The 21,098-nt window shown below is 37.1% G+C and carries 20 protein-coding genes; 6 read left to right on the plus strand and 14 right to left on the minus strand.

Translation table 11 applies throughout. The features are described from left to right. Positions 1–81: 81 nt before the first annotated feature. The 5 genes from MM239_RS00590 to panC form a co-directional block, all read right to left on the minus strand. A complete protein-coding gene (locus tag MM239_RS00590; RefSeq protein ID WP_241345818.1) occupies positions 82–1,221 on the minus strand; it encodes an acyl-CoA dehydrogenase in 1,140 nt (379 codons plus the stop codon). A 110-nt stretch (positions 1,222–1,331) separates the two neighbouring features. After that, positions 1,332–2,018 (minus strand): zinc metallopeptidase, encoded by a 687-nt coding sequence (locus MM239_RS00595; protein WP_241345819.1) that lies wholly within the window; start codon positions 2,016–2,018, stop codon positions 1,332–1,334. A 37-nt stretch (positions 2,019–2,055) separates the two neighbouring features. Next, entirely contained in the window at positions 2,056–3,057 is a 1,002-nt protein-coding gene (locus MM239_RS00600) for a lysylphosphatidylglycerol synthase transmembrane domain-containing protein (RefSeq protein ID WP_241345820.1), read from the minus strand. A gap of 3 nt (positions 3,058–3,060) precedes the next feature. Beyond that, positions 3,061–3,408 carry an aspartate 1-decarboxylase gene (panD, locus tag MM239_RS00605; protein ID WP_241296860.1) on the minus strand — a complete coding sequence of 116 codons (348 nt, stop codon included), beginning with the start codon at positions 3,406–3,408 and terminating at the stop codon, positions 3,061–3,063. Positions 3,409–3,432: 24 nt separating this feature from the next. Beyond that, positions 3,433–4,278, minus strand: a complete 846-nt coding sequence (gene panC, locus MM239_RS00610; protein WP_241345821.1) for a pantoate--beta-alanine ligase — start codon at positions 4,276–4,278, stop codon at positions 3,433–3,435. Positions 4,279–4,407: 129 nt separating this feature from the next. Between panC and MM239_RS00615 the strand changes: the two genes are divergently transcribed. The 3 genes from MM239_RS00615 to glmS all read left to right on the plus strand — a co-directional run bounded on the left by MM239_RS00615 (position 4,408) and on the right by glmS (position 8,529). Then, on the plus strand, positions 4,408–5,220 hold the full coding sequence (locus tag MM239_RS00615) for a glycogen/starch synthase (protein WP_241345822.1): 813 nt from the start codon (positions 4,408–4,410) through the stop codon (positions 5,218–5,220). Beyond that, positions 5,204–6,547 (plus strand): DUF4270 family protein, encoded by a 1,344-nt coding sequence (locus MM239_RS00620; protein WP_241345823.1) that lies wholly within the window; start codon positions 5,204–5,206, stop codon positions 6,545–6,547. Before MM239_RS00615 ends, MM239_RS00620 begins: the two co-directional genes overlap by 17 nt. Positions 6,548–6,687: 140 nt before the next feature. Next, positions 6,688–8,529 (plus strand): glutamine--fructose-6-phosphate transaminase (isomerizing), encoded by a 1,842-nt coding sequence (glmS, locus tag MM239_RS00625; RefSeq protein ID WP_241345824.1) that lies wholly within the window; start codon positions 6,688–6,690, stop codon positions 8,527–8,529. Between the two features lie 50 nt (positions 8,530–8,579). On the opposite strand, the gene MM239_RS00630 is transcribed toward glmS, so the two are convergent. After that, a complete protein-coding gene (locus tag MM239_RS00630; RefSeq protein ID WP_241345825.1) occupies positions 8,580–9,083 on the minus strand; it encodes a hypothetical protein in 504 nt (167 codons plus the stop codon). A 334-nt stretch (positions 9,084–9,417) separates the two neighbouring features. On the opposite strand from MM239_RS00630, the gene MM239_RS00635 reads away from it, so the two are divergent. Both MM239_RS00635 and MM239_RS00640 read left to right on the plus strand, forming a co-directional pair. After that, the gene (locus tag MM239_RS00635) at positions 9,418–10,170 is read left to right on the plus strand and encodes an SDR family NAD(P)-dependent oxidoreductase (protein ID WP_241345826.1); all 753 of its coding nucleotides are present in this window, start codon (positions 9,418–9,420) and stop codon (positions 10,168–10,170) included. Positions 10,171–10,174: 4 nt separating this feature from the next. Then, complete coding sequence (locus tag MM239_RS00640) at positions 10,175–11,029, plus strand: fumarylacetoacetate hydrolase family protein (protein ID WP_241345827.1); 855 nt, start codon at positions 10,175–10,177, stop codon at positions 11,027–11,029. 113 nt (positions 11,030–11,142) lie between these two features. Here the strand turns inward: MM239_RS00640 and MM239_RS00645 are convergent, their stop codons facing one another. Continuing rightward, positions 11,143–12,048, minus strand: coding sequence for an NAD(P)/FAD-dependent oxidoreductase (locus tag MM239_RS00645; RefSeq protein WP_241345828.1), 906 nt, complete (start codon positions 12,046–12,048; stop codon positions 11,143–11,145). A gap of 175 nt (positions 12,049–12,223) precedes the next feature. Next, a complete protein-coding gene (locus MM239_RS00650; protein WP_241345829.1) occupies positions 12,224–13,087 on the minus strand; it encodes a DUF6265 family protein in 864 nt (287 codons plus the stop codon). A 297-nt stretch (positions 13,088–13,384) separates the two neighbouring features. Between MM239_RS00650 and MM239_RS00655 the strand changes: the two genes are divergently transcribed. Next, the gene (locus MM239_RS00655) at positions 13,385–13,675 is read left to right on the plus strand and encodes a hypothetical protein (protein WP_241345830.1); all 291 of its coding nucleotides are present in this window, start codon (positions 13,385–13,387) and stop codon (positions 13,673–13,675) included. Here MM239_RS00655 and MM239_RS00660 read toward each other — a convergent pair. The 6 genes from MM239_RS00660 to MM239_RS00685 all read right to left on the minus strand — a co-directional run bounded on the left by MM239_RS00660 (position 13,651) and on the right by MM239_RS00685 (position 21,082). Next, positions 13,651–16,218: a hypothetical protein gene (locus MM239_RS00660; RefSeq protein WP_241345831.1), complete on the minus strand. Its 2,568-nt coding sequence runs from the start codon at positions 16,216–16,218 to the stop codon at positions 13,651–13,653. The genes MM239_RS00655 and MM239_RS00660 overlap by 25 nt on opposite strands. Positions 16,219–16,234: 16 nt before the next feature. Next, positions 16,235–17,248 carry a hypothetical protein gene (locus MM239_RS00665; protein WP_241345832.1) on the minus strand — a complete coding sequence of 338 codons (1,014 nt, stop codon included), beginning with the start codon at positions 17,246–17,248 and terminating at the stop codon, positions 16,235–16,237. Beyond that, positions 17,229–17,702 carry a hypothetical protein gene (locus MM239_RS00670; RefSeq protein ID WP_241345833.1) on the minus strand — a complete coding sequence of 158 codons (474 nt, stop codon included), beginning with the start codon at positions 17,700–17,702 and terminating at the stop codon, positions 17,229–17,231. Before MM239_RS00670 ends, MM239_RS00665 begins: the two co-directional genes overlap by 20 nt. A gap of 516 nt (positions 17,703–18,218) precedes the next feature. Then, a complete protein-coding gene (locus MM239_RS00675) occupies positions 18,219–19,175 on the minus strand; it encodes a hypothetical protein (RefSeq protein WP_241345834.1) in 957 nt (318 codons plus the stop codon). Between the two features lie 45 nt (positions 19,176–19,220). Continuing rightward, a complete protein-coding gene (locus MM239_RS00680; RefSeq protein ID WP_241345835.1) occupies positions 19,221–20,165 on the minus strand; it encodes an SMI1/KNR4 family protein in 945 nt (314 codons plus the stop codon). An 80-nt stretch (positions 20,166–20,245) separates the two neighbouring features. After that, positions 20,246–21,082, minus strand: a complete 837-nt coding sequence (locus MM239_RS00685; RefSeq protein WP_241345836.1) for an alpha/beta hydrolase — start codon at positions 21,080–21,082, stop codon at positions 20,246–20,248. Positions 21,083–21,098 lie beyond the last annotated feature (16 nt).

The raw sequence follows: 21,098 nt of genomic DNA on the forward strand, positions 1-21,098 counted from the left end.
TATCTCATAAAAATTTCATGTAGCCAAGAAAAAGGGCAAATAAATTGTATTTTTTGCCCTTTTTTAGATTGAAATATTGTACTATCTCAATATACCTCGCGATATTACTATTTTTTGAATTTCACTTGTCCCTTCATATATCTGCGTAATCTTCGCATCTCGCATCAGTCTTTCGACATGATACTCTTTGACAAAGCCATATCCACCATGCACTTGAACCGCTTCTACTGTCACATCCATAGCTACTTGTGAGGCATAAAGCTTGGCCATGGCTGAAGCATGAGCATAATCCTTCCCTTGATCCTTAAGCCATGCTGACTTGAGTACAAGCAATCTTGCAGCTTCTATACTTGTGGCCATGTCAGCAAGTTTGAATTGTATAGCTTGATGCTGACTGATGGGCTTTCCAAATGCCTTTCTTTCTTTAGAATAAGCCAAGGCAAGTTCATAAGCACCTGAGGCTATACCCAAAGCTTGGGCTGCGATACCTATTCTTCCACCATTCAGGGTTTCCATAGCAAAGTTAAACCCAAAACCTTCTTCTCCGATTCGGTTTTCCACAGGCACCTTTACATCTGTGAACATCAAAGAGTGGGTATCTGATCCTCTTATTCCTAACTTATCTTCTTTTTTCCCCACAACGAAACCTTCCCATCCTTTTTCCACTATGAAAGCAGATATTCCTTTATGTCCTTTGGCCACATCTGTCTGTGCAATCACCAAATAGACGCTCGCCGTATTTCCGTTGGTGATCCAGTTTTTTGTTCCATTCAATATATAAAAATCGCCTTCCCTATGCGCCTCTGTCTTCTGTGAAGTCGCGTCAGATCCAGCCTCTGGTTCAGACAAGCAAAAAGCACCCAATATTTCACCTGTTGCTAGTGGTTTCAAATATTTTTCCTTCTGCGCTTCTGAACCATATTTTTCCAAACCCCAACATACCAATGAGTTATTGACTGACATCGCTACGGAGGCAGAAGCATCAATTTTTGATAATTCTTCCATTGCCAAAACATACGATACAGTATCCATACCTCCACCATTGTATGCCGGATCCACCATCATACCCATGAACCCCAACTCTCCCATTTTCTTGATTTGATCTTTGGGAAACTTGGCCTCAGTATCTCTTTCTATGACGCCCGGAAATAATTCTGACTGTGCAAACTCTCTGGCTGCATCTCTCACGGCTAATTGTTCTTCAGTATATTCGAAGTTCATATATTTGGGTTATTTGTTTAATGTTAGAAATATAATTCAAAAAAATAAGAGGTACAACGAATTGCACCTCTTATGTAAACTCAAAAAGAGTTTTTTGGTTTCCTGTTTTTCTAATCTCTATTTCCGAAGAAAATAAAAATATAGTACGCTAAGGTAGCTAGTGAAGCCAATGCAGCGACTACATAAGTCATGGCAGCCCATTTTAAAGCATCTTTAGCCATACCGTACTCTGATCTTGTGACGATATTTCTTTGGTTGACCCATGCCAGAGCTCTGTTGCTTGCGTCAAATTCCACTGGTAAAGTGACCAGGGTGAATAAAGTCATGATACCATAAGCACCTACTACGATTGCGCCGATGATTTCATATGGTAAACCTATCAAGAATCCTCCTAATAATGACGCAATAAGAACAATGTTTAAGATTTTACCACTAGCATTTTGGATAGGAACCATGGCAGACCTCAACTGAAGCCAAGTATAAGCTGTAGCATGCTGTATTGCGTGACCACATTCGTGGGCTGCTACCGCAGTAGCCGCGGCATTTCTTCCGTAATATACATCTGGGCTCAAGTTGACTGTCCTATTACCTGGGTTATAGTGATCAGATAGCTGTCCTTCCACACAATTTACCGATACGCCACTGATATTGTTATCAGCTAGCATCAATTCGGCTACCTCCTTACCAGACAAATTTGCTTGAAGAGGTATTTGTGAATATTTTTTGAATTTACTTTTTAACCTGTTGCTTACAACGAACCCCAAGATTCCGAATACAACGACGATAAGAATAATCATAGTTTCGATTTATTTTAACTGCTTGTTCAATACGAATTTAAGATGTTTTAGGTTTTTTGTTTGTGGAGATTCTGAAGAAAATTCCCAAAGCCAAAAGACCTACAGCAATAATGGTCAACACCTGAGAGCCATGAATGATAGCCGCAAATATTTTGCCTTGATCTTCACTCAAATCATACTTGATCAAAATAAAGGCCACAAGTGCATGAAAGGTACCAATACCTCCTTGAACTGGCGCAGTCATGCCTATACTGCCCATCACCATGACCATTAAGATCGCATTAGCTGTCAAACTGGCAGTCGAAGGTATCCCCAGTGCTACAGCGTACATTGTGAAATAGTAACTTAGCCAAACACCTATGGAGGACATCCAAAATCCAAATTGATTCTCTACATCTTTGATCGAAAGCATTCCTTTATAAAGATCCTTTCCAAAGTTGCGCACCTTTTTGACTAGTCTGTTTTCTTTATATTTTTTGAACACAAAGAATATAACCAAAGCTATAACGAAGATCGCCCCTATTACTATAGGTAATATGCTCATCAAACTATCTGAAATATCATCAGTAGCTACAAGTTCTTCGAAGATACTTATGAATAAGTTACGCTCAATAACAAAAGCTAGAAATATGCAAATGAGCATCATTAGCAAATCAATGGATCTTTCTACGATCACCGTACCTACTAGCTTACCCATATCTAATCCATCTGTACGCTTGAGAACACCACATCTTGCCACTTCTCCAGCTCTGGGCACGATAAGATTAGCTAGATACCCAATCATCAATGCCCAAAATGTCCTGGAAGTCTTCACTTTGGTCTCTGCACTAGCATCGATAAGCAGCTTCCACCTCCACGCTCTTAGCCAAAAACCAACCAATGCCACTAAAATTGAGGCAGCCAACCAATACCATGAGAGTTCAGCGACTGCCTCTGAAAGTTCTTCAAAACTGATATCTTTATACAAAAACCAAAAGATTCCAACAGCTACAATTAATGATACAACTACCTGAATCCCTTGCTTGAGAGTGATTTTCAAAATTTATATGACTTTGTTATGGTCATCGGGAAAGATGACGATAGGTTGATGCTTCTTGGCTTCTTCAAAATCCATTGAGGCATATGAAATAATGATGACAATATCTCCAACTTGAGCTTTCCTAGCAGCGGGGCCATTTAGGCAAATCATTCCACTGCCTCTTTCTCCTTTGATCACATAGGTCTCAAGTCTTTCACCATTATTGATGTTGACTATTTGTACCTTTTCATTTTCTATAAGATTTGCAGCATCCATTAGGTCTTCATCTACGGTGATACTTCCTACATAGTGAAGTTCTGCTTGGGTGATCTTTACTCTATGGATTTTAGATTTTAATACTTGGATATGCATGATTCAAATTTTGCGCAAAACTAATCAAATTATCTCTAGGTTGTCTATCAACCTTACGTCTTCAACATATGCTGCGATACAAATAGAAGCTTGTGAAACATCACTTATGCTATTTTTTATTTCCAAAGTATGCGTATCCACAAGTTCGAAATATTCTAGTGAGCACATGGCAGAATGCAGAAATCTATTGACAACTTGTTCTTTGATCTTAAACCAATCTTTACCTGACTTTAGTTCATCTTTAGCATATGTCAAACTCTGAAAAAGGATAGTTGATTTTGTTCTTCCTTCTGGACTTAGTCGGATATTTCGCGAAGACATGGCGAGTCCGTCATGTTCTCTAATTGTCGGTACAGTGACCACCTGCACATCAAACTCAAGCTCCTCAACAAGCCGTTTGATGACTGCAACTTGCTGCAAATCCTTCTGACCAAAGTATGATTTATGAGGTTTAACAATATTTAACAGTTTGGAAACGACCAATCCCACCCCACTAAAATGGCCCGGTCTAAAGGCTCCTTCGAGGGTATTGTCTAAGTATCCAAAATCAAATTTCAAGATAGATTTACTGCTATATAGCTCCTCAACAGTTGGAATAAAAACGAAATCAACCTGCTTTTGTTTTAATAATTCGAGGTCTTTATCTACCGTAATAGGATACTTTTCGAAATCCTCAACATTATTGAATTGTGTTGGATTAACGAAAATAGACGCCACAACAACATCGGAATTTAATTTGGCGTTTTCTACCAGCATCAAATGTCCTTCGTGCAATGCGCCCATTGTTGGAATAAAACCAATGTTTTTTTGAGAATTTCTTACTTGGCTTAGTTTGGATCTTACTTCCACTTTGGTTCTGAGGATCTCCACTTTTGGGCTGGTTTATCAAATGTAAAATAGGCGCAAAGCTATGTTATTCTCCAGAAAAACAATGGATTTTCGGGATTTTTTTTGTAACTTTGTAGTCCCGTATTATACCCTCAACAAAAATTACAAGATATGTCTAAACTTCGTATCCTTTACGTTGCAAGTGAAATCAATCCATTCCTCCAAACATCAGAAGTTGCCAACTTCGTAAGAGCATTGCCTCAGGCGATGCAAGAAAAAGGTATGGAAATTCGCATTCTTGTTCCTAGATTTGGCTTGATCAATGAAAGAAAGAACAGGTTGCACGAGGTAGTGAGACTTTCTGGAATCAACATCGCTGTTGGTGAGGAAGAAAAACCATTGATTATAAAAGTAGCATCAATTCCAAATGCAAAGCTTCAGGTTTATTTTATAGACAATGAAGATTATTTCCAAAGGAAAAGCGTTTTCCATGATAAGCAGGAAAAGTTTTATGAAGATAATGACGAAAGAGCCATTTTCTTCTGTAAAGGCGTCATAGAAACAGTAAAAAAGCTTGGCTGGGCTCCTGATGTAGTACATTGTAACGACTGGATGACTAGCTTGATACCGCTGTATTTGAAGACTACTTACAAAAACGAACCTTTGTTCAAAGATACAAAATCCGTATTTGCTATTTATAATACAGGATTTAGCCATAAATTTGGCGACGATTTGTTTGATAAAGTCAAAATGGTCGATATAGACGACAATATTTTGGCGCCACTGAAGTCTAAAGATTATGAAGGATTCCTCAAAATAGGAATGGAATATGCCGACATGGTCATCAAGAGTGAAGAAATTTCAGATAAGTTGACGCAATTAATTGAAGAGTGCTCTAAAGATAAAAAGTGTGAGATTAACAACGAAGAAGACGAAGAACTTTTTGAAAGTTACTATAACATCTATAATGACCTGGCCGGCTAAAGCTGTCGCTGGGCTATTCGTTACATTATCCATAGCAAGTTCTTGCAGTGATCCGTCTAGCATTGGTCTAGACTTGGATCCCAACAACAACCAGATAGGGGTTTTCTATGCAGAAATACCCCTTTCTGCTTCTATGGTTTTGCTAGATTCATTCAATACTACCAATGCTGGAGTAATGGTAGTGGGTGGATTGACTAGTGATTTCTTCGGCACGACCGAAGGTATCGGTTTTTCTAGATTGGCAATTAGCCCTACTGTCGCTCGCCCACAGCAGAGTGCTGTACTTGACTCTGTAAAGTTCAATTTCCAGATAGAATCGGTGATTGGCAATGACTTGAGTACTCCTAAATCTCTATCTGTTCATTTGCTAACTGAATCTATTCTTGATACAACCTACTATAACACTGATCGACTAGAGTTTGACCCCCAACCTATAGCGCAGGGAAGTTTCAATTTCTCTTCAAGACAAGATACAGCAGTGAATGTTCATATGGAAAGTGGCTTTTCAGAATTCATCTTTGAGGAACTGAAAAAAGGCGATGCTTTCAGAGACATTTTCACATTTAGAAGCTTGATTCCAGGAATTGCATTTCAGGGAGATCCTTCAGAAGAAACTTCTGCAGCAATAGCGGTTGGAAGTACCACAGCCATCACTGTTTATTATAAAAATGAAGGCGATACTATTTCACGAGGATACACCATCTCCACGGCTCAATCAAGGCATTTTAATTATGTGAATAATGACCGCACAGGTACTCCAACTGCAGAGATTACTGAGCCAAGAGTAGCTTATAGCGTTGGAAATAGGGTAGGATCCATTTCCAATGTCGGTATAGTGATGAAACTTGACACAAGTCCTATAGACAGTTTCTTGGATACGCTAGAGAATGTTACATTCAACGATATTGAGCTTTCAATAGGTCCATTAGGCAGTAATGTTAGTACTAACAGACCTCCTCAAGGATTGTTAATGTACTTTACCAACGATCAAAATACAATTGAAAGAAATGCTAATAATAGTAGTTTAGCCGTACAAAGAGAAGGGGCTGCACAGGTGATTAATGACAATGGAAGCATGGTCCCAGCATTTGGTTCCAATAGTGAAGCTATCTTATCTTATAGCTCTGCAACTAACCTTTATCGGGCAAAAATCACTTCACATATGAATGCCCTATACAGATTAGGGTTGGAAAGAAGAGATTTTCTACTCTATCCATCAGTAGGCCTAGGAAGTCCGGATATCTTCAAAAGATCTTTTAGGGAGTTCGTAGTAGATGAGAATGAAATTAAGTTAAAAATATATTACTCTAAAATTAGAGCATTCTAACAAGGAATATAACTATCAAAAGATAAACAAACCCAATCCGCTAATCAAGATTTAATCAATTATATCATGATTTTGGGTTGGGTTTTTGTTTATATCCAATCAAATGAATTACCTTTAGGATCTAATAATTTTTAAATAACATGTGTGGAATAGTTGCTTATGTAGGGCAGAAAGAGGCGCTGCCAATTATCATCAAAGGTCTCAAAAGATTAGAATACAGAGGCTATGACAGTGCAGGAGTAGCACTTATCGACCAAGAAGGGCTCAATGTCTATAAGAAGAAAGGCAAAGTATCTGAATTGGAAAATCACCTGACAGATAAGGGAACCCTCAGCTCCACAATTGGAATAGGTCATACCCGATGGGCTACACATGGAGAACCCAATGATGTGAATGCTCACCCACATTATTCTTCAAATGAAAAATTTGCTATGATTCATAATGGCATCATAGAGAATTATGATGTGTTGAAGACAGATTTAAAGAATAAAGGTTATGTATTCCAAAGTGATACGGATTCTGAGGTATTTATGAAATTCATTGAAGATATTCATAAAAACAATGATTGTAGCCTTGAAGAAGCTGTGAGACTTGCTTTGCACAAAGTCGTAGGCGCATATGCTATTGTAATCATGAATATCGAAGAGCCAGACACATTAATTGCTGCCAGAAAAGGTTCTCCTTTAGTGATAGGAGTTGGAAAAGGGGAGTATTTCCTTGCCTCCGACGCAACCCCTATCATCGAATATACCAATCAGGTAATCTACCTTGATGACTATGAAATCGCAGTGATCAGAAATGGGTCTCTACAAATCAAAACCATCGAAAATGTAGAAACTAACCCATATATCAACAAGCTTGAAATGGAGCTTGAAGCAATAGAAAAAGGTGGGTATGAGCACTTCATGCTTAAAGAGATCTACGAGCAGCCAAGGTCTATTGCTGACTGTATGAGAGGGAGATTAGATGCGAAAAACGGTCGCTTGGTCTTAGGAGGTCTACGGGATTATATGAACAAGTTCCAAAACGCAGACAGGATCATCATCACAGCTTGCGGGACTTCATGGCATGCTGGACTCGTTGCAGAATATTTGTTTGAAGAGTTCGCAAGAATTCCTGTGGAAGTGGAATATGCATCAGAATTTAGATACAGAAATCCAGTAGTCAATGAAAAAGACTTTGTTATTGCTATTTCTCAATCAGGAGAGACAGCTGACACTTTAGCGGCTATTGAGCTGGCAAAATCTAAAGGAGCAACAATATTTGGTGTGTGTAATGTAGTAGGATCCTCTATCGCAAGAGCAACTCATGCTGGTAGCTATACACACGCTGGACCAGAGATCGGAGTAGCTTCAACCAAGGCTTTTACAGCGCAGATATCTGTACTTACTATGATGGCTTTGATGTTAGGTTATCAAAGAGGTACGCTTACTGAAAGCAAGTATGTACAGCTGCTCAATGAACTAGAAAAAATTCCTAGTAAGGTAGAGGAAACTCTTCAGATGAACCCTCACATCGAAGAAATCTCTGCAGAATATAAGGATGCAAGGAATTTCTTGTATTTAGGAAGAGGTTATAATTTCCCAGTTGCCCTAGAGGGTGCATTGAAGCTCAAAGAAATTTCTTATATCCATGCGGAAGGTTACCCAGCTGCAGAAATGAAGCATGGTCCAATTGCCTTGATAGATGAAGAAATGCCAGTGGTATTCATCGCTACCAAAGACAACTCTTATGAAAAGGTAGTCTCCAATATTCAGGAGGTGAAAGCAAGAAAAGGAAAAATCATAGCTGTGGTCACTGAAGGCGACACAACAGTGAAAAGTATGGCCGATCATGTTCTTGAAATCCCAGACACCGCTGAGGCATTTGTACCATTACTTTCTGTAATTCCTCTACAGATACTTTCGTATCATATTGCGGTAATGAGAGGCTGTAATGTTGATCAACCAAGGAATTTGGCAAAAAGTGTAACGGTAGAATAAAAAAAACCCGCTAGTGATAGCGGGTTTTCTTTATATAGTTTAAGCTAAAATCAACCTGTTTTCAATTTTAACTCTCCATTTCTTTTGACAATCTTCAAATCAAAATAATGATTAATGAAAGCTTTACACTGATTTTCTGACCACGCTGCTCTCGATTCTGTATCATATAGCACAGTCATTCGAAGCATCGTTTTTACATAAGGCTCGAACTGACCAAGCTGCCTAAGCCACATTGTAAGTTGTAAAAACCAATCTTCCTGAAATTTTTCAAAATGACTTCTACCATCAAAAAGTAATTCAAGCTGATTATCACCAAACTTATACCTGTATATACCACATAGCTGGTGATAAATTAATCTAATTCTCTCTGCTGGAAACTCGTAACTATCAATGATCTGATTGAAAGTAGTATCCATTATCATCAATGGATTATATAAAGCAGTATAAGATTTCTTCAGTTCAAAAACCATCAAGTCCAATGCCTTATCTTCCAAAGACGTTTGGGCTTGTCTTAGGATATAGTTTTTGTCTAAAGGAAACAGCTTTTGAATCATTGGAATTAGAAATATTTCGCAAAATACGTGATTTTTAGCTATAATTAAAATTTCCAATTAGAAATTATAAACCTATAACCACTCTCGACAAATACAAAATATGGCACTTGATCTTTAATTATCATATAGGTACTGTTGGTGCATTAGGTTCATATGGAGAATATTATTTTATTATCATCAAAAAAATTGAATAGTAATCAATTAGCATTTCAAATAGAAGTTAAAACATAGTAATAAGTGTAATATTAACTTTTCATTTTTATAACTTAGAGATTTCAATGAAAATAGCGATTTTACTGACTTGAAAATACTAGATCAGAAAACAAGAATACAGATGGAAAACAAAACTGTAATAGTAACTGGTGGTGCAAGTGGCATAGGTCTTGCCATCTCTAAGAAATTCCTATCTCAAGGAGCCAGTGTATACATGCTCGATTTCAACACAAAACTTGGTCAAAGCGTAGTGGAAGAATTAAAAAAAGACTACAATCAGATCAACTTTGTAGCTTGCGATGTCAGCAATCAAAAGCAAATAAAAGAGGTGTTTGAGAATATCCCATCCATTGATATACTCATCAACAATGCAGGCGTATCACATGTAGGGAATATAGAGAACACCACAGAAGAAGATTTCACGAGACTTTTCAATATCAATGTGAAAGGAATATTCAACTGCACCCAAGCTGCCATCATGAAGATGAAAGGTAAAGGTGGAGCTATTTTGAACATGGCGTCTATAGTTTCTTCTGTTGGGATTCCAGATAGATTTGCATACTCTATGACCAAAGGAGCTGTACTTTCCATGACCTATTCTATAGCTTGTGATTATGTCAATGAAGGAATCCGCTGCAATTGTCTATCTCCAGCTCGGATTCATACACCTTTTGTAGATGATTTTTTGGCAAAAAACTATCCTGGTCAAGAAAAAGAAGTGTTTGACAAACTTGCCAAAACTCAACCTATTGGCCGAATGGGTACCCCTGATGAAGTAGCAGAAGCCGCCTATTTTATCTGTTCTGATCAAGCAAAATTTATAACAGGAACCAATTTCCCTGTAGATGGTGGATTTGTAAGTATAAAAAACTAAAAATATGAAGTTAATAAGATTTGGAAATGAAGGTCAGGAAAGACCCGGGATAGAGGATGAAAATGGTGTATGGCTGGATTGCTCCGCATTTGGATCGGATTGGAACGAGGCTTTTTTAGGTGATAATGGTACTCAAAAACTTGAATTATGGTTAAAAGAAAATCAAGCGAACTTACCAAAAGTAGATAAAAGCACCCGACTAGGTAGCCCAATTTCAAGACCTTCAAAAATTGTATGTGTTGGCTTGAATTACTCCCTTCATGCCAAAGAGAGTGGCATGGCTATTCCTGAATCTCCTATTTTGTTCATGAAAGCCTCCTCATCCTATTGTGGCCCATTTGATCCTATCATCATTCCTAAAAATTCCGTCAAAACAGATTGGGAAGTAGAGCTAGCAGTGGTAATTGGCAAAAAAGCAACTTATGTGGATGAAGTTGACGCTCACAAGCACATCGCAGGATATGTCTTGCATAATGATGTGAGTGAAAGAGATTTTCAACTCAACCATGGCGGACAATGGGTAAAAGGAAAAAGTGCAGATAATTTTGCGCCATTAGGCCCTTACCTAGTTACTCCAGATGAGGCGAAAAATCCCGAAAACTTAAGACTATGGCTCAAGCTTAACGGGAAAATGATGCAAGACAGTAATACATCTGATCTGATATTCAAAATTCCATTCCTAGTAAGCTATATCAGCCAATATATGACCCTACTCCCTGGAGACGTGATCTCTACTGGAACACCATCAGGTGTAGGGCTTGGGCTCAACCCTCCACAATATCTCAAGGAAGGTGATATAGTAGAACTTGGTATAGAAGGTTTAGGTACAGCTAAGCAAGAAGTTGTTGCATATAAATGAAATGATTTGATAAAACATGAATCTCACGATTCTATGAGATTCAATTGAAAAGACCGCAGAATGTTAAAACTGCGGTCTTTTTTTTATTGATATTGAACAATCAAATTTTAAAATTAGAATGAAGCATCAACCAATGCATAGTTGATCGCCGCACCTGCCATGTTTCCTGAAGCTACTGCATTTGCTACCGACCGCATTGGGCTAGTACAGTCTCCACTAGCAAAGACACCATCTATGGTTGTTCTTTGCATTTGATCTACAGTAATCAAACCTTGCTCATTGATTTCGCAACCCAATTTGACTAGTATATCAGTGTGTTGCTCAAAGATAGGTCTATGATAGATTGCATCCACTTTCATCTCTGAACCATCCTCCAACATTAAGCTTTCTATGTGTCCATCATGATGTTGTATCTTCTGTACCTTTGCTGGAATGATGCTAATGTTTTTTGTAGCAAATTTTTGCATCTGCTCTGGCGTAAACTCAGGAATACCTTGTGTGATAATTACCAAATCATCAGTCAAATTTGAGACTAATTGAGCATAGTGATAAGCAAAGTTACCATTAGCAAGTATGGCTGTTTTCTTTCCACGAACCTCGTAGCCATGACAATATGGACAATGGATAGCTGAAATTCCCCAACAAGCGGCAAACCCTTCAATGTCAGGCATTATGTCTCTTACTCCAGTTGCAAAAAGTATTTTTTTGGCTACAAAGGTCTCCTCATTTTCAGTGGTAACTTCAAACTGCATATCCTGTTTTGCGACTTCAAGCACCCTATCATTCAAATAGTTAATACTTGGATATTTTTCAACTTGTCGCTTCGCTTTCAAAGCTATGACAGCAGGCTCTTCACCATCTTGGGTCAAAAAATTCCGGGAATGAGGCGTTTGTTTGTTACACGGATTACCACTATCTATGATCAATACTTTCCGCAATGACCTACCTAATGCCAAAGCCGCAGAAAGCCCAGAATAACTTCCTCCTATGATGATAACTTCAAAATTTGTTTCCTCCATTTTTATACAATTAACTCAATATGATTAAATAAAACCCAATTTCAAGGCTTAAAAGATGAACAGCCATTAACGCAACATAGTTGCATTTAATGGTTTAATTTTAGAGAAAAATCTTCAACACCTATTTTTACTTAAACGACTCAGTATTAAAGGTGAAATAAATAGCAAAAAGGTTTTAAGGTTTTGATTTCCATATTTTATCAGAGAAGGGTAAATATTCCAGTAGTGCAGCTGAACCATACCAATTAAAAATCTCATAATCCAAAAGTTCATTTTTTATGGCAAGATCAGTTTGTAGTATTTCCTTAGCTTCTTCTATGGATGGGATATTGTCCAAGATAAAAATTCCTCGGTAATTGTACACATTCATTCCTAATGGACCAGCTACTATAAGCTTCCCATTTTGAGCCAACAAATTTATGTTATCCAAATGCGCTCTGAAGCTTTGATTAATAAAGTCTTTATCCGTTGTTTTATTTGGCCCCGTCTTCAAAATCACCAAAAAATAGTTCTTCATTCCAAAATCATCCCCACCTAATTTTTGAGCCAAAATTGGGTCAAAATTAGGATTTGATACAGTAGTATCTTTATGAGCTACTTGAGGACGTTGTTTTCGCATTTTATAAGAAAATCCTTTTTGCTGACCATCAGAAACCTGAACAAAAATCTCATTATCATTGAGTTTTTGATACATGATTATTTTAGGAAAGTCATGCTGGGGGTTTTCAAATATAAAAACACTGTCTGTTTTTGTACCTAAAAAGTCAACCCCTACACCATGGTTTTGATCAAGTACAGTTGCTGTATAAGTGATCTTATTAGCTTCTTTGCTAATATCGAGATACTCTGCAATGACAATTTGTCCATCCTTTAGCTTATATGAGAACCCCTTTAGGGTGTTGCCATTGAGCTTGTCCCAATGTTCATAACTCTCTTTGCCTTCCATTTTCCAAGTACCTTGTAGAAAGTCTGGAGATTCCGATTGAGCGAAAGCTACTTTTATTAAAAATAATGCGACGATTGTTAAGACATACTTCATTTTTGTTATATTTTTTGACTCGATATTCGAAATGATTAGGTATAAAAAATTGATGTTTTTCATATGTCAAATTTTACTTTCAAAAATAAACAATTCCCCAAAAGCAACGCATATCCGAAAAGATGATTTGAGGTTAAGATCAACCAGAAAGATTAGAGTGTTGTATACATCTCTGCACAATGCACTAAAGTCTATTCAATAAATAGAGAAATCCCATTTTCTCCTAAACAAAAAAGTTATAAAACTGCTCAAAATTATTCGGGCAGTTTTTATTTTTATACCTGAGAAACTATCCCATTGGCATATTTGATTCCGGAGTTGGAGAATCATCTATCTGGAAAGAATTTAGAGAACTATTACCATGGGAAAACACTATCTATGTATTTGGCAGATAGTAAAAATGCATCATACGGTCAAAAAACAAAAGATGAGTTTGTCAAAGAAAATTCTGAAAATAAATCCAAAGAAAGAAAATCAGAAATAACATTCATAAGTTCAACACCTTTGATGGAGAAGTTTATAGATAATGCAATTAACCAATCTCATATTTTAGTTTCTCAGCGTTACCCTCCAAACATCATACTATAGTGCTCAAAATATTTGCAATGGGACATTACTTCTTCGTAAAACTGGGTTTGTTCCATTTCCTTAAGTTTTTTGAAATAGGTTCTGTAGCGGCTTATTTTTACATCAAGCAGCTTATCATTTCGGGCTTTATAATCCAACTTATCTAGACCATTGAGTTCTTCGTCATCCTGAGTACTGTAAAAAATGCCCTGCTCACACTTGGAAGCAGCAAAGAGAATACGTGCTTGTGTTTCCTCATTTTTGGTGAGTTTCAGTGCTTTCTTTAAATAGGTCAATGGTAAATTGAAATCATCAGGATACCATACACTAAAAGAATAATTTTTAAAGTAAAAAGGATAGTTGGGCACTCGTTCCTTATAATGACCTCCCCAACTATAGTAGTTGTGGTATTTTGGACTATTGCCATTAGACCAGTCAAAAGCCAAAATATGTCGATAATAACCCAAAGTAGAGATGTTGTAGAAAAAATTACCCAAGAGATAATTCGCTTTTGCGGCAGTTTCTCCTTTTTTGCCAGCTATTTTTTCTAATTGCAATACCACTTCAGTAAGTTCTCTTTTGTTCATCAGGGGCTTGATAAAAGGAAAATCTTCTAAATAATCGGTTTCGATCATTCTGTGATTATTACCCAGACCCATATCTTCCTGACATTCAAAGCATTCTATCCGGTTGTAACCAAACAGACTTGCTGGAACATTTGCATAGCCATTATACACAGTACTGTGAAGTGCTTCATACTTGTGAGATTGATAGTTGTAATATTCCCTAAACTGTGTGTAATCATCAGGGACATTGTCAAATTGATCTTTGGCTTTTTGGATTTCACCCCTACGTAGTAAAGTATTCCCTTTCACATAGGCTACGTAGATGGGAAAGTCAAAATATTCATCCACTTCATACTTCTGCGTGTTTTGATTGTAGACGTTTGGTACAATGTAGTCAATCAAATGTTTTTCGAGTGAGTTTTTGTCTTTTTTGTAATATAAGTTTTCAATAGCTTCTAGAAGTTTCAAATCGGGGTTGTATTCAATGCTCCGGATCGAATTTTGCAACAAAAAAGCTTTAGCAAAATCTTCTTGCAAGTAGTAGCGATTAGCCAACACGTCTATGATAAAATCATTTGTAGAAGGCGAATAAAAGAAGCCCTTCTTGACTTTATCAGGATCAAAAATCTTAAATTTATTTACCAATATTTCTTCAAACTCAGGTGAAATCGAAGGTTGCTCAATAAGCTGTAATAACATTTCAAGCTTACTTTTTTGGGTGAGATACTTTTCGTTTTTTACCAAACTCAAATGTTCTTTTGAAGCCATGTCATTTTTCTTTATAAAATAGAGCCAGGCTGTAGTAAGATTCCAAAAATCAGTGTCTGCTACATCGGTTTGTTTTGTCTGACGCAGTGAAGCTTCAAGTGTTAGGTTCAAAAAAGCAACGGAATTAGCGCTGACTCCCAATGGGATGCGAAGATCCTCTACTCCTTCCCAGCAATTTGCGTTGTCATAAGGACAGTAATAGGTTGTAGGCATAAAATCACGCTCCAGTTGATTGATAGCTCTAGCCATTAAAACCTTCGCTTGAGGTGCATTGGGGTCGTTTTTGACTATCTTTTCAAAAGCAGCTATGGGATTGTTAAAGTCTTTGAAGCCTAATAATAAATAAAGTTCGTTTTGCTCATGTGTATTTTTTGCAGCTTTGAGCATATTTTCAAAATCAAGGTCAGCAGTTACTTTTATCGATGTATATGCTTGGTCTTTCCTGTTTTTAGTATGTGTGAAGAATTGAAAAAAATCATTTATAGCTTGCATGTAATTACCTAAACTTCGCTCAGCCCCTCCTTTTTGATCCAAGGCATAGTAATACATAATTGGCCGATAATTGAGGCTTTCAACATACTTGTTGAAATAATCGATAGCCTCAATCGCTTTCAGGTTGTAATGCGCAAAACGTACCAACTGATAGCCATATCGAAGCTTTAGGTCTTTGTCAGTTTCCGCTTTCCAGCTACGCTCCAGCACATTGATCACAGTCTGATAATCGAGTTTTTCAACAGTATGCTCAGGTCTAGCTCCCCAATAATAATGACCACTACTTTTGACAGCCATATAAGGTTCCAAATATTTGGAATAAGCAAGGTAAAGTAAAGCTTGCCTGTACTTAGTAACAAAGCGATTATCTACAAAATCTAACTTTTCATTTTCAACCCGTTTGCCATCTATCTTGGCTTTTAGCTCTTCACGAGAAGAAGAGAAAACCAGGTAAAATGCCTGATCATAGCTTATGCTAAAGTACTTTTGCCAGTCCTCAATATTTTCGTTCAAAACAGGTAGATTATTTTCTGAATTGCTGTGGTAATAGGTAGATTCATAACTCAGCAAAAAAGGATAGTACTGTGGTTCATCAATGGTTTCCTGTACAAAGAGGTTATAGTAATTGTAATCTTCATCCCAGCCTCCTGCACAAAAAGAAAACGACTTTAGAGGGTGGGCTGCCTCTACTAAAAACATTGTAGAAAAGCACATCGTAAACAAAAATACTTTTTTCATACTAATCTCTTTTTTATCACTTCAATTCATCCACAGAAAACCTATGTGTAAACAAGCTGTCTAAGTGGTAGTAAACGATGCCATACGGGCGTTTTATTGTTTTTCTCAGGTATGATTTAGTTTCTCCAAGCAATTCCGGGGATATCATTTCCACTTTGACGACAAATCCTTTGTTGAGCCAGATTCCTCGCAAAAATACATCTTTTTGAATTTCATAGATGCCCGCACCTAACTTTCGATATTCTTTCCCTTCCAAATCCTGATGGCTTACACCGTTGATCAGCTTTTTCTTTCCCAAATGATTGGTGATAATTCCCCAAGAATAAAGAGGTAGTGCAATATCAAATTCCAATGGATAATCATTGATGGTCTGTAAATAATTTTGAAGTAAATTACTATCTAAAATAGAGTTCAAGTCTGAATCTTCCACTGGACTGGAAGTAGCATAAGCCATCAAGTAGACCTTGTCTACAGGTGGGATGCCCATCAATTCTTTGTCCTTCGCTTGATGCAATCGCAACGTGCTGGTAATTTTCTTTTGAGAAACCCCTTTTAACTGTTCCAAAAAGTTAAAAAATGCCCTTTTGGTACTTTGTGTCCAATCACAGTCTATCTGTAATTCATCAAAACTTACGTGTTTGTTTTTGGAAAGAATATCATTGACCAAAGCCCATATATCAGCCGCCAATTTTTTATTATCATCATGGGAAACACCCTGAAACACCTTGTTTGTAATGAAAACTACAGGGACATATTCTGCCTGTAGCACATCTGAATCGAAAGAACGAATTATTCCTTTGGGCTCGGGTGTTGCATTTAATTTATCCACGTCAAAGAGCCGAATGTAGAGTTTATTGGATTGAAGTGCTTCAAAGGTCTCCTTCTCAGTTGAATTGATACTAAATTCACTTTTCCAATAGTAAAAATCAATTGGAACAGGATCAGGATTGCTACAACTGATTACCATTGCCGGCAATAAAAGAAGCCATACAAAATTAAAATGAGTGTTCTTAGTTAGTCTTTTCATCATCCTCATCTGTATTAATAGGTTTCAGGCTTTCAATAGAAGTTCCCGATTCTGTTATGGTGCCATTTTCAACCAAATATTGTGTAAATTTTCCATAAAAATCGGTCATGAAGTGCTTTCTATACACATCATTGAGAATCAGTGGTTTTGTAGTGTCAAAAAAATAGAAGGTCAAGTTTGAAATTTGTTCTCCGTCATTCAACTCTTTTTTTGTTTTAAAACTTTCAAAGACCTTCTTTAATTTATCTAAGTCTTTTGATCGATAATCAGCTATAAATTCTGAAAGAGGAATGGAATTGTTGACGATAGCTTCATTTAAAAACTGATTGATTTCACCTGCTGTTTCAGCAGTATTGCTAAGTCTGATTGTATTTATTCTCTGGTAAGGACCCATCGTAGGGTTGGTATGTTCTAATTCTATATGTGAAATTTGAAGAGATTTTAACTGCTTATTCATTGGTAAAGCTGATGTTGTTGATTTGATATTTTTTTGGCTATCCGCAGTTGTTATCAATGCTAAAAATAGCTATGAAAATCATTTATTTCACTGGGAACAGGTTCGTCACCTAATTGGTAAATCAGCCGGTAGAACTTTCCATTTTGATATGCATTTAATATTTTTGATCGTCCATCGTGTACTTCTGGTGGTGGTGGAACACTATTTTTTTCATCATTTAATTTGTTGAAATTTATGGTTGCCAATTTAGAATGAATTTCTTCTAATTGTTCGACTGAAAGTTGATAACCGGCTATGCTATAGATTTGGCCGAGCAGGGCAATACGCCCATCGGTATAAACGGTGTAGGCATAGGCGTTGCTTCCAGGTTTGCACGGTGTTAATGCTACTTCTAAAATTACTTGGTCTTTTTGCAGTCCATTGTTGTGTTTTTAGTTGTTTCTGTTTGTGGTGCACATCCGCTGAATCCACCAATGGAAATAAAAACTAAGGCAGCCAACAGACAAGTTAATTGCTTCATCTTCCATAGTATTTAGTATAAAATTCGTCAGGTATTTGGCTACTGAAATGCTTTGCATTCTCTTGTAAAAATTTATTGAGATTTGTGGTGTGTTCGTCCCAACTTAGCTTTGCCAAGTAATGATTAATTTTTAAAACTGTTCCAGCCTCATCATCTACAAAAAATAGTGAGGCAAGTGTTTGGTGACTGTTTCCCATTTCTACCTTATCTTGGTCTTGGTTTAGACTGTGGATTTCCTGTAGTTTTTCGGTGTTGTTGTTATATAAATGTGTTAAGTATTCTTGTAAGGTTACACTATTGTTTACTTTTGTATGTTGAAGATAAAGGTTGAGAATGGATTGAAATTCTTCATTTTTAGACGAGGTTTCGCCATCAAAAAAAGAATAATTATATACCGTAGGAAAAATTTCGTGTTGAGTAGAGCCTCCGTAATTACCAGACTTCACATAGGCCTTTGCCATTGATTTTATAAAACGTGTCATAGGAAATAGATTTTGGATTGTATGATTTTCTGAAAAATTATTGTTTAAGGTTAAAAGCAAGCTAGCCGCTTGATAAGATTTGGGGTTATTTGGGTTCAAACTATAGGCTTTATCAGTGTATATAGTGATTTTACCTGACTTCGACCATTTGAAAATTTGTCCCTTATTGTTTGTAGCTGTTCCATCTGGTAAAATCTCCATAATTTGAATACCATCAGAGTCTATCACTTTCCCATTTTCATTGAGCGTATATATCATTTGATCATTCAAATCATATAATTCATCATTTGACTTCAAAACGGCTACTTCCCTGTCCTCTGCGAAGACTTTTCCATCTCGATGAAGTTTTAATATTGCTTGACCTTTTTCATTTTCGATGTAAAATGGCTCTTGCAGTTGCTTTTGAACCATACAAGAAATGCTTATTGAGGTCTGAATGGCTATAATTAGTATAGCTATGTATCGGTACATGTTTTGAACTTTAACGTTGAAATACGAATGCTATATGTTACTATTTTATAAAGTGAGTTGTTGTAAGAATACTTCCATCGAGTCTGCGATAAAGCGAATTCTAACCTCATCGGAACCAAAAGCAATGATTTGTCCCGATTTTCCTTGAACACCCGGAGCATAATCTATTGCATAAAAATTACCGCCACCAGTACTGTAAAACGGTACCCAAGAAGGGTTGGTATATACACCAACGCTTTTGTAGCCATTGGCTTGGTTGTTACCTGTTAAGTCTTCCAGCTTCCAGTTGGGGTCGTCATACAATTTTTGGTTGCCTTCAGGTGCATTTGGAAGTAGGTTTTTAGCTTGAACAAGCTGATGAAACAACAGGCTCAAGGTTTCAGCATTTACTACTTCTCTATTGGGTTTAGTGTAAGGCTTGATGAATTGGTCTTTCTGATTGCGCAATGCGGCTTGGTTATATTTGGCAGGTGCTTTTTTGTGAAGATAAGCTCCGGTGTTTTCATAAGGTTTTTCGTCAAATAACATTCCTGAATTAGCCCTTTTTATAGAAAAATTGCCCCTGCCTAATTCTAATAAAAATTGCGGATTGGGGTTAAGTTCCGGCTGGCGTTCAAAAATGCCATCTGCACGGTCTTCTTCAAGCTCTTTGTAGCTTCTTTTAAAAATGTCATCCATCCATAGCTTGAAATTCCTGGAATTGGGTATATGCATTGCTACAATTTTTTGATTTGCCAGAAAGGCAAAACTATCAGATGGAGACTGTTGGTCTTTTGGCGTAAAAATCATCAGCTTTAGCACATTACTCTCAAATTGTAAGGATAATTTTTCCAATAGTATATTTCTGAAAGCCGATTTGTCAAACCTATCGCATCCTTCATTACTATAGAAATGCTCGGGTATATCAGCTATTGTCATGCTATTAAAAGTAATGTCAGCAAGCTGTAGTAGCTTGATTTGACTAGTGTATTTGATCGAAAATATGCTCATTTTTACAAAAATTTTGTTGAAAAAATGAAATTCACAAAATTGAATTGATCTCAATCAAAAAATCAAAAATTATTGTCAAATTACTTTTTCAATATTTCTTTGGTCAGAGATTTAACCTCTCGAAGGAGAAGTGGAAGGCCAGGGTACATCATCTGACCATGGTCGGATCCATCTAATTCATATAAGCGAACTTGATTGTGCCCTACCACTTTCATCATTCTCATCAGGTAAGCATTTTCTTCGTATCTTCCTAGAAGTTCTAACTCCCTGTCTCCCGTGAGAATCAAAAGTGGTGGTGCATCTGCTCTTACATGGTACAAAGGTGCCAACTCATCAATGATTGGTTGAGCTTCTGGAATCCCTGATTCTTCGCGAATAGCAAAATGAGTAATCGCTTGACCAGAAAATGGTATCAATCCAGCAATTTTGTTTGCATCAATTTGATGGGTAGCAAGGTACTTTTTGTCCAAACCGATCATATAGCTAAGATATCCTCCTGCCGACATCCCTGACACAAAGATCAATGAGGAATTGCCTCCATACCGCTCTATATTCTCAAATACCCATGCAGTAGCTGTAGCTGCATCTTTTATAGCTTCTTCTGCTTTTACATTTGGAGAAAGGCGATAACCTACTCCTACCACAGCCACTCCTTTGTCTTTCAAATATTCTGGAATCTCTCGATAGCCGCTCGTTAATCCTCCACCATGAAACCAAACTATGGTAGGAAAATTCTCTACATTGGTAGGATAATAAAAGTCCAAAACACACATAGACTCCTTGTACGCATCTCCCTCTACTTGCTCTTGGCTGTAGTAGGGAATTTCATTTTCTAAGTTGTATGCTACTTGGGCATGTGAAAGACCAATGCTTATAAACAAGCAACATGTATAGACGAATGCAAATTTATTTTTCATTTAACTTTACCTAAAG

Source organism: Belliella filtrata (genome assembly GCF_022549775.1).
GTDB classification, from domain to species: domain Bacteria; phylum Bacteroidota; class Bacteroidia; order Cytophagales; family Cyclobacteriaceae; genus Belliella; species Belliella filtrata.

What these genes read in the sequence shown, in the direction of transcription:
- MM239_RS00595 (WP_241345819.1), bottom strand. Translation starts at nt 2,018, where the DNA reads ATGATTATTCTTATCGTCGTTGTATTCGGAATCTTGGGGTTCGTTGTA.
- MM239_RS00645 (WP_241345828.1), bottom strand. Translation starts at nt 12,048, where the DNA reads ATGGAGGAAACAAATTTTGAAGTTATCATCATAGGAGGAAGTTATTCT.
- MM239_RS00620 (WP_241345823.1), top strand. Translation starts at nt 5,204, where the DNA reads ATGACCTGGCCGGCTAAAGCTGTCGCTGGGCTATTCGTTACATTATCC.
- MM239_RS00590 (WP_241345818.1), bottom strand. Translation starts at nt 1,221, where the DNA reads ATGAACTTCGAATATACTGAAGAACAATTAGCCGTGAGAGATGCAGCC.
- MM239_RS00640 (WP_241345827.1), top strand. Translation starts at nt 10,175, where the DNA reads ATGAAGTTAATAAGATTTGGAAATGAAGGTCAGGAAAGACCCGGGATA.
- MM239_RS00685 (WP_241345836.1), bottom strand. Translation starts at nt 21,082, where the DNA reads ATGAAAAATAAATTTGCATTCGTCTATACATGTTGCTTGTTTATAAGC.
- MM239_RS00650 (WP_241345829.1), bottom strand. Translation starts at nt 13,087, where the DNA reads ATGAAGTATGTCTTAACAATCGTCGCATTATTTTTAATAAAAGTAGCT.
- MM239_RS00680 (WP_241345835.1), bottom strand. Translation starts at nt 20,165, where the DNA reads ATGAGCATATTTTCGATCAAATACACTAGTCAAATCAAGCTACTACAG.
- MM239_RS00660 (WP_241345831.1), bottom strand. Translation starts at nt 16,218, where the DNA reads ATGAAAAAAGTATTTTTGTTTACGATGTGCTTTTCTACAATGTTTTTA.
- glmS (WP_241345824.1), top strand. Translation starts at nt 6,688, where the DNA reads ATGTGTGGAATAGTTGCTTATGTAGGGCAGAAAGAGGCGCTGCCAATT.
- MM239_RS00670 (WP_241345833.1), bottom strand. Translation starts at nt 17,702, where the DNA reads ATGAATAAGCAGTTAAAATCTCTTCAAATTTCACATATAGAATTAGAA.
- MM239_RS00615 (WP_241345822.1), top strand. Translation starts at nt 4,408, where the DNA reads ATGTCTAAACTTCGTATCCTTTACGTTGCAAGTGAAATCAATCCATTC.
- MM239_RS00665 (WP_241345832.1), bottom strand. Translation starts at nt 17,248, where the DNA reads ATGATGAAAAGACTAACTAAGAACACTCATTTTAATTTTGTATGGCTT.
- MM239_RS00675 (WP_241345834.1), bottom strand. Translation starts at nt 19,175, where the DNA reads ATGTACCGATACATAGCTATACTAATTATAGCCATTCAGACCTCAATA.
- panD (WP_241296860.1), bottom strand. Translation starts at nt 3,408, where the DNA reads ATGCATATCCAAGTATTAAAATCTAAAATCCATAGAGTAAAGATCACC.
- MM239_RS00630 (WP_241345825.1), bottom strand. Translation starts at nt 9,083, where the DNA reads ATGATTCAAAAGCTGTTTCCTTTAGACAAAAACTATATCCTAAGACAA.
- MM239_RS00635 (WP_241345826.1), top strand. Translation starts at nt 9,418, where the DNA reads ATGGAAAACAAAACTGTAATAGTAACTGGTGGTGCAAGTGGCATAGGT.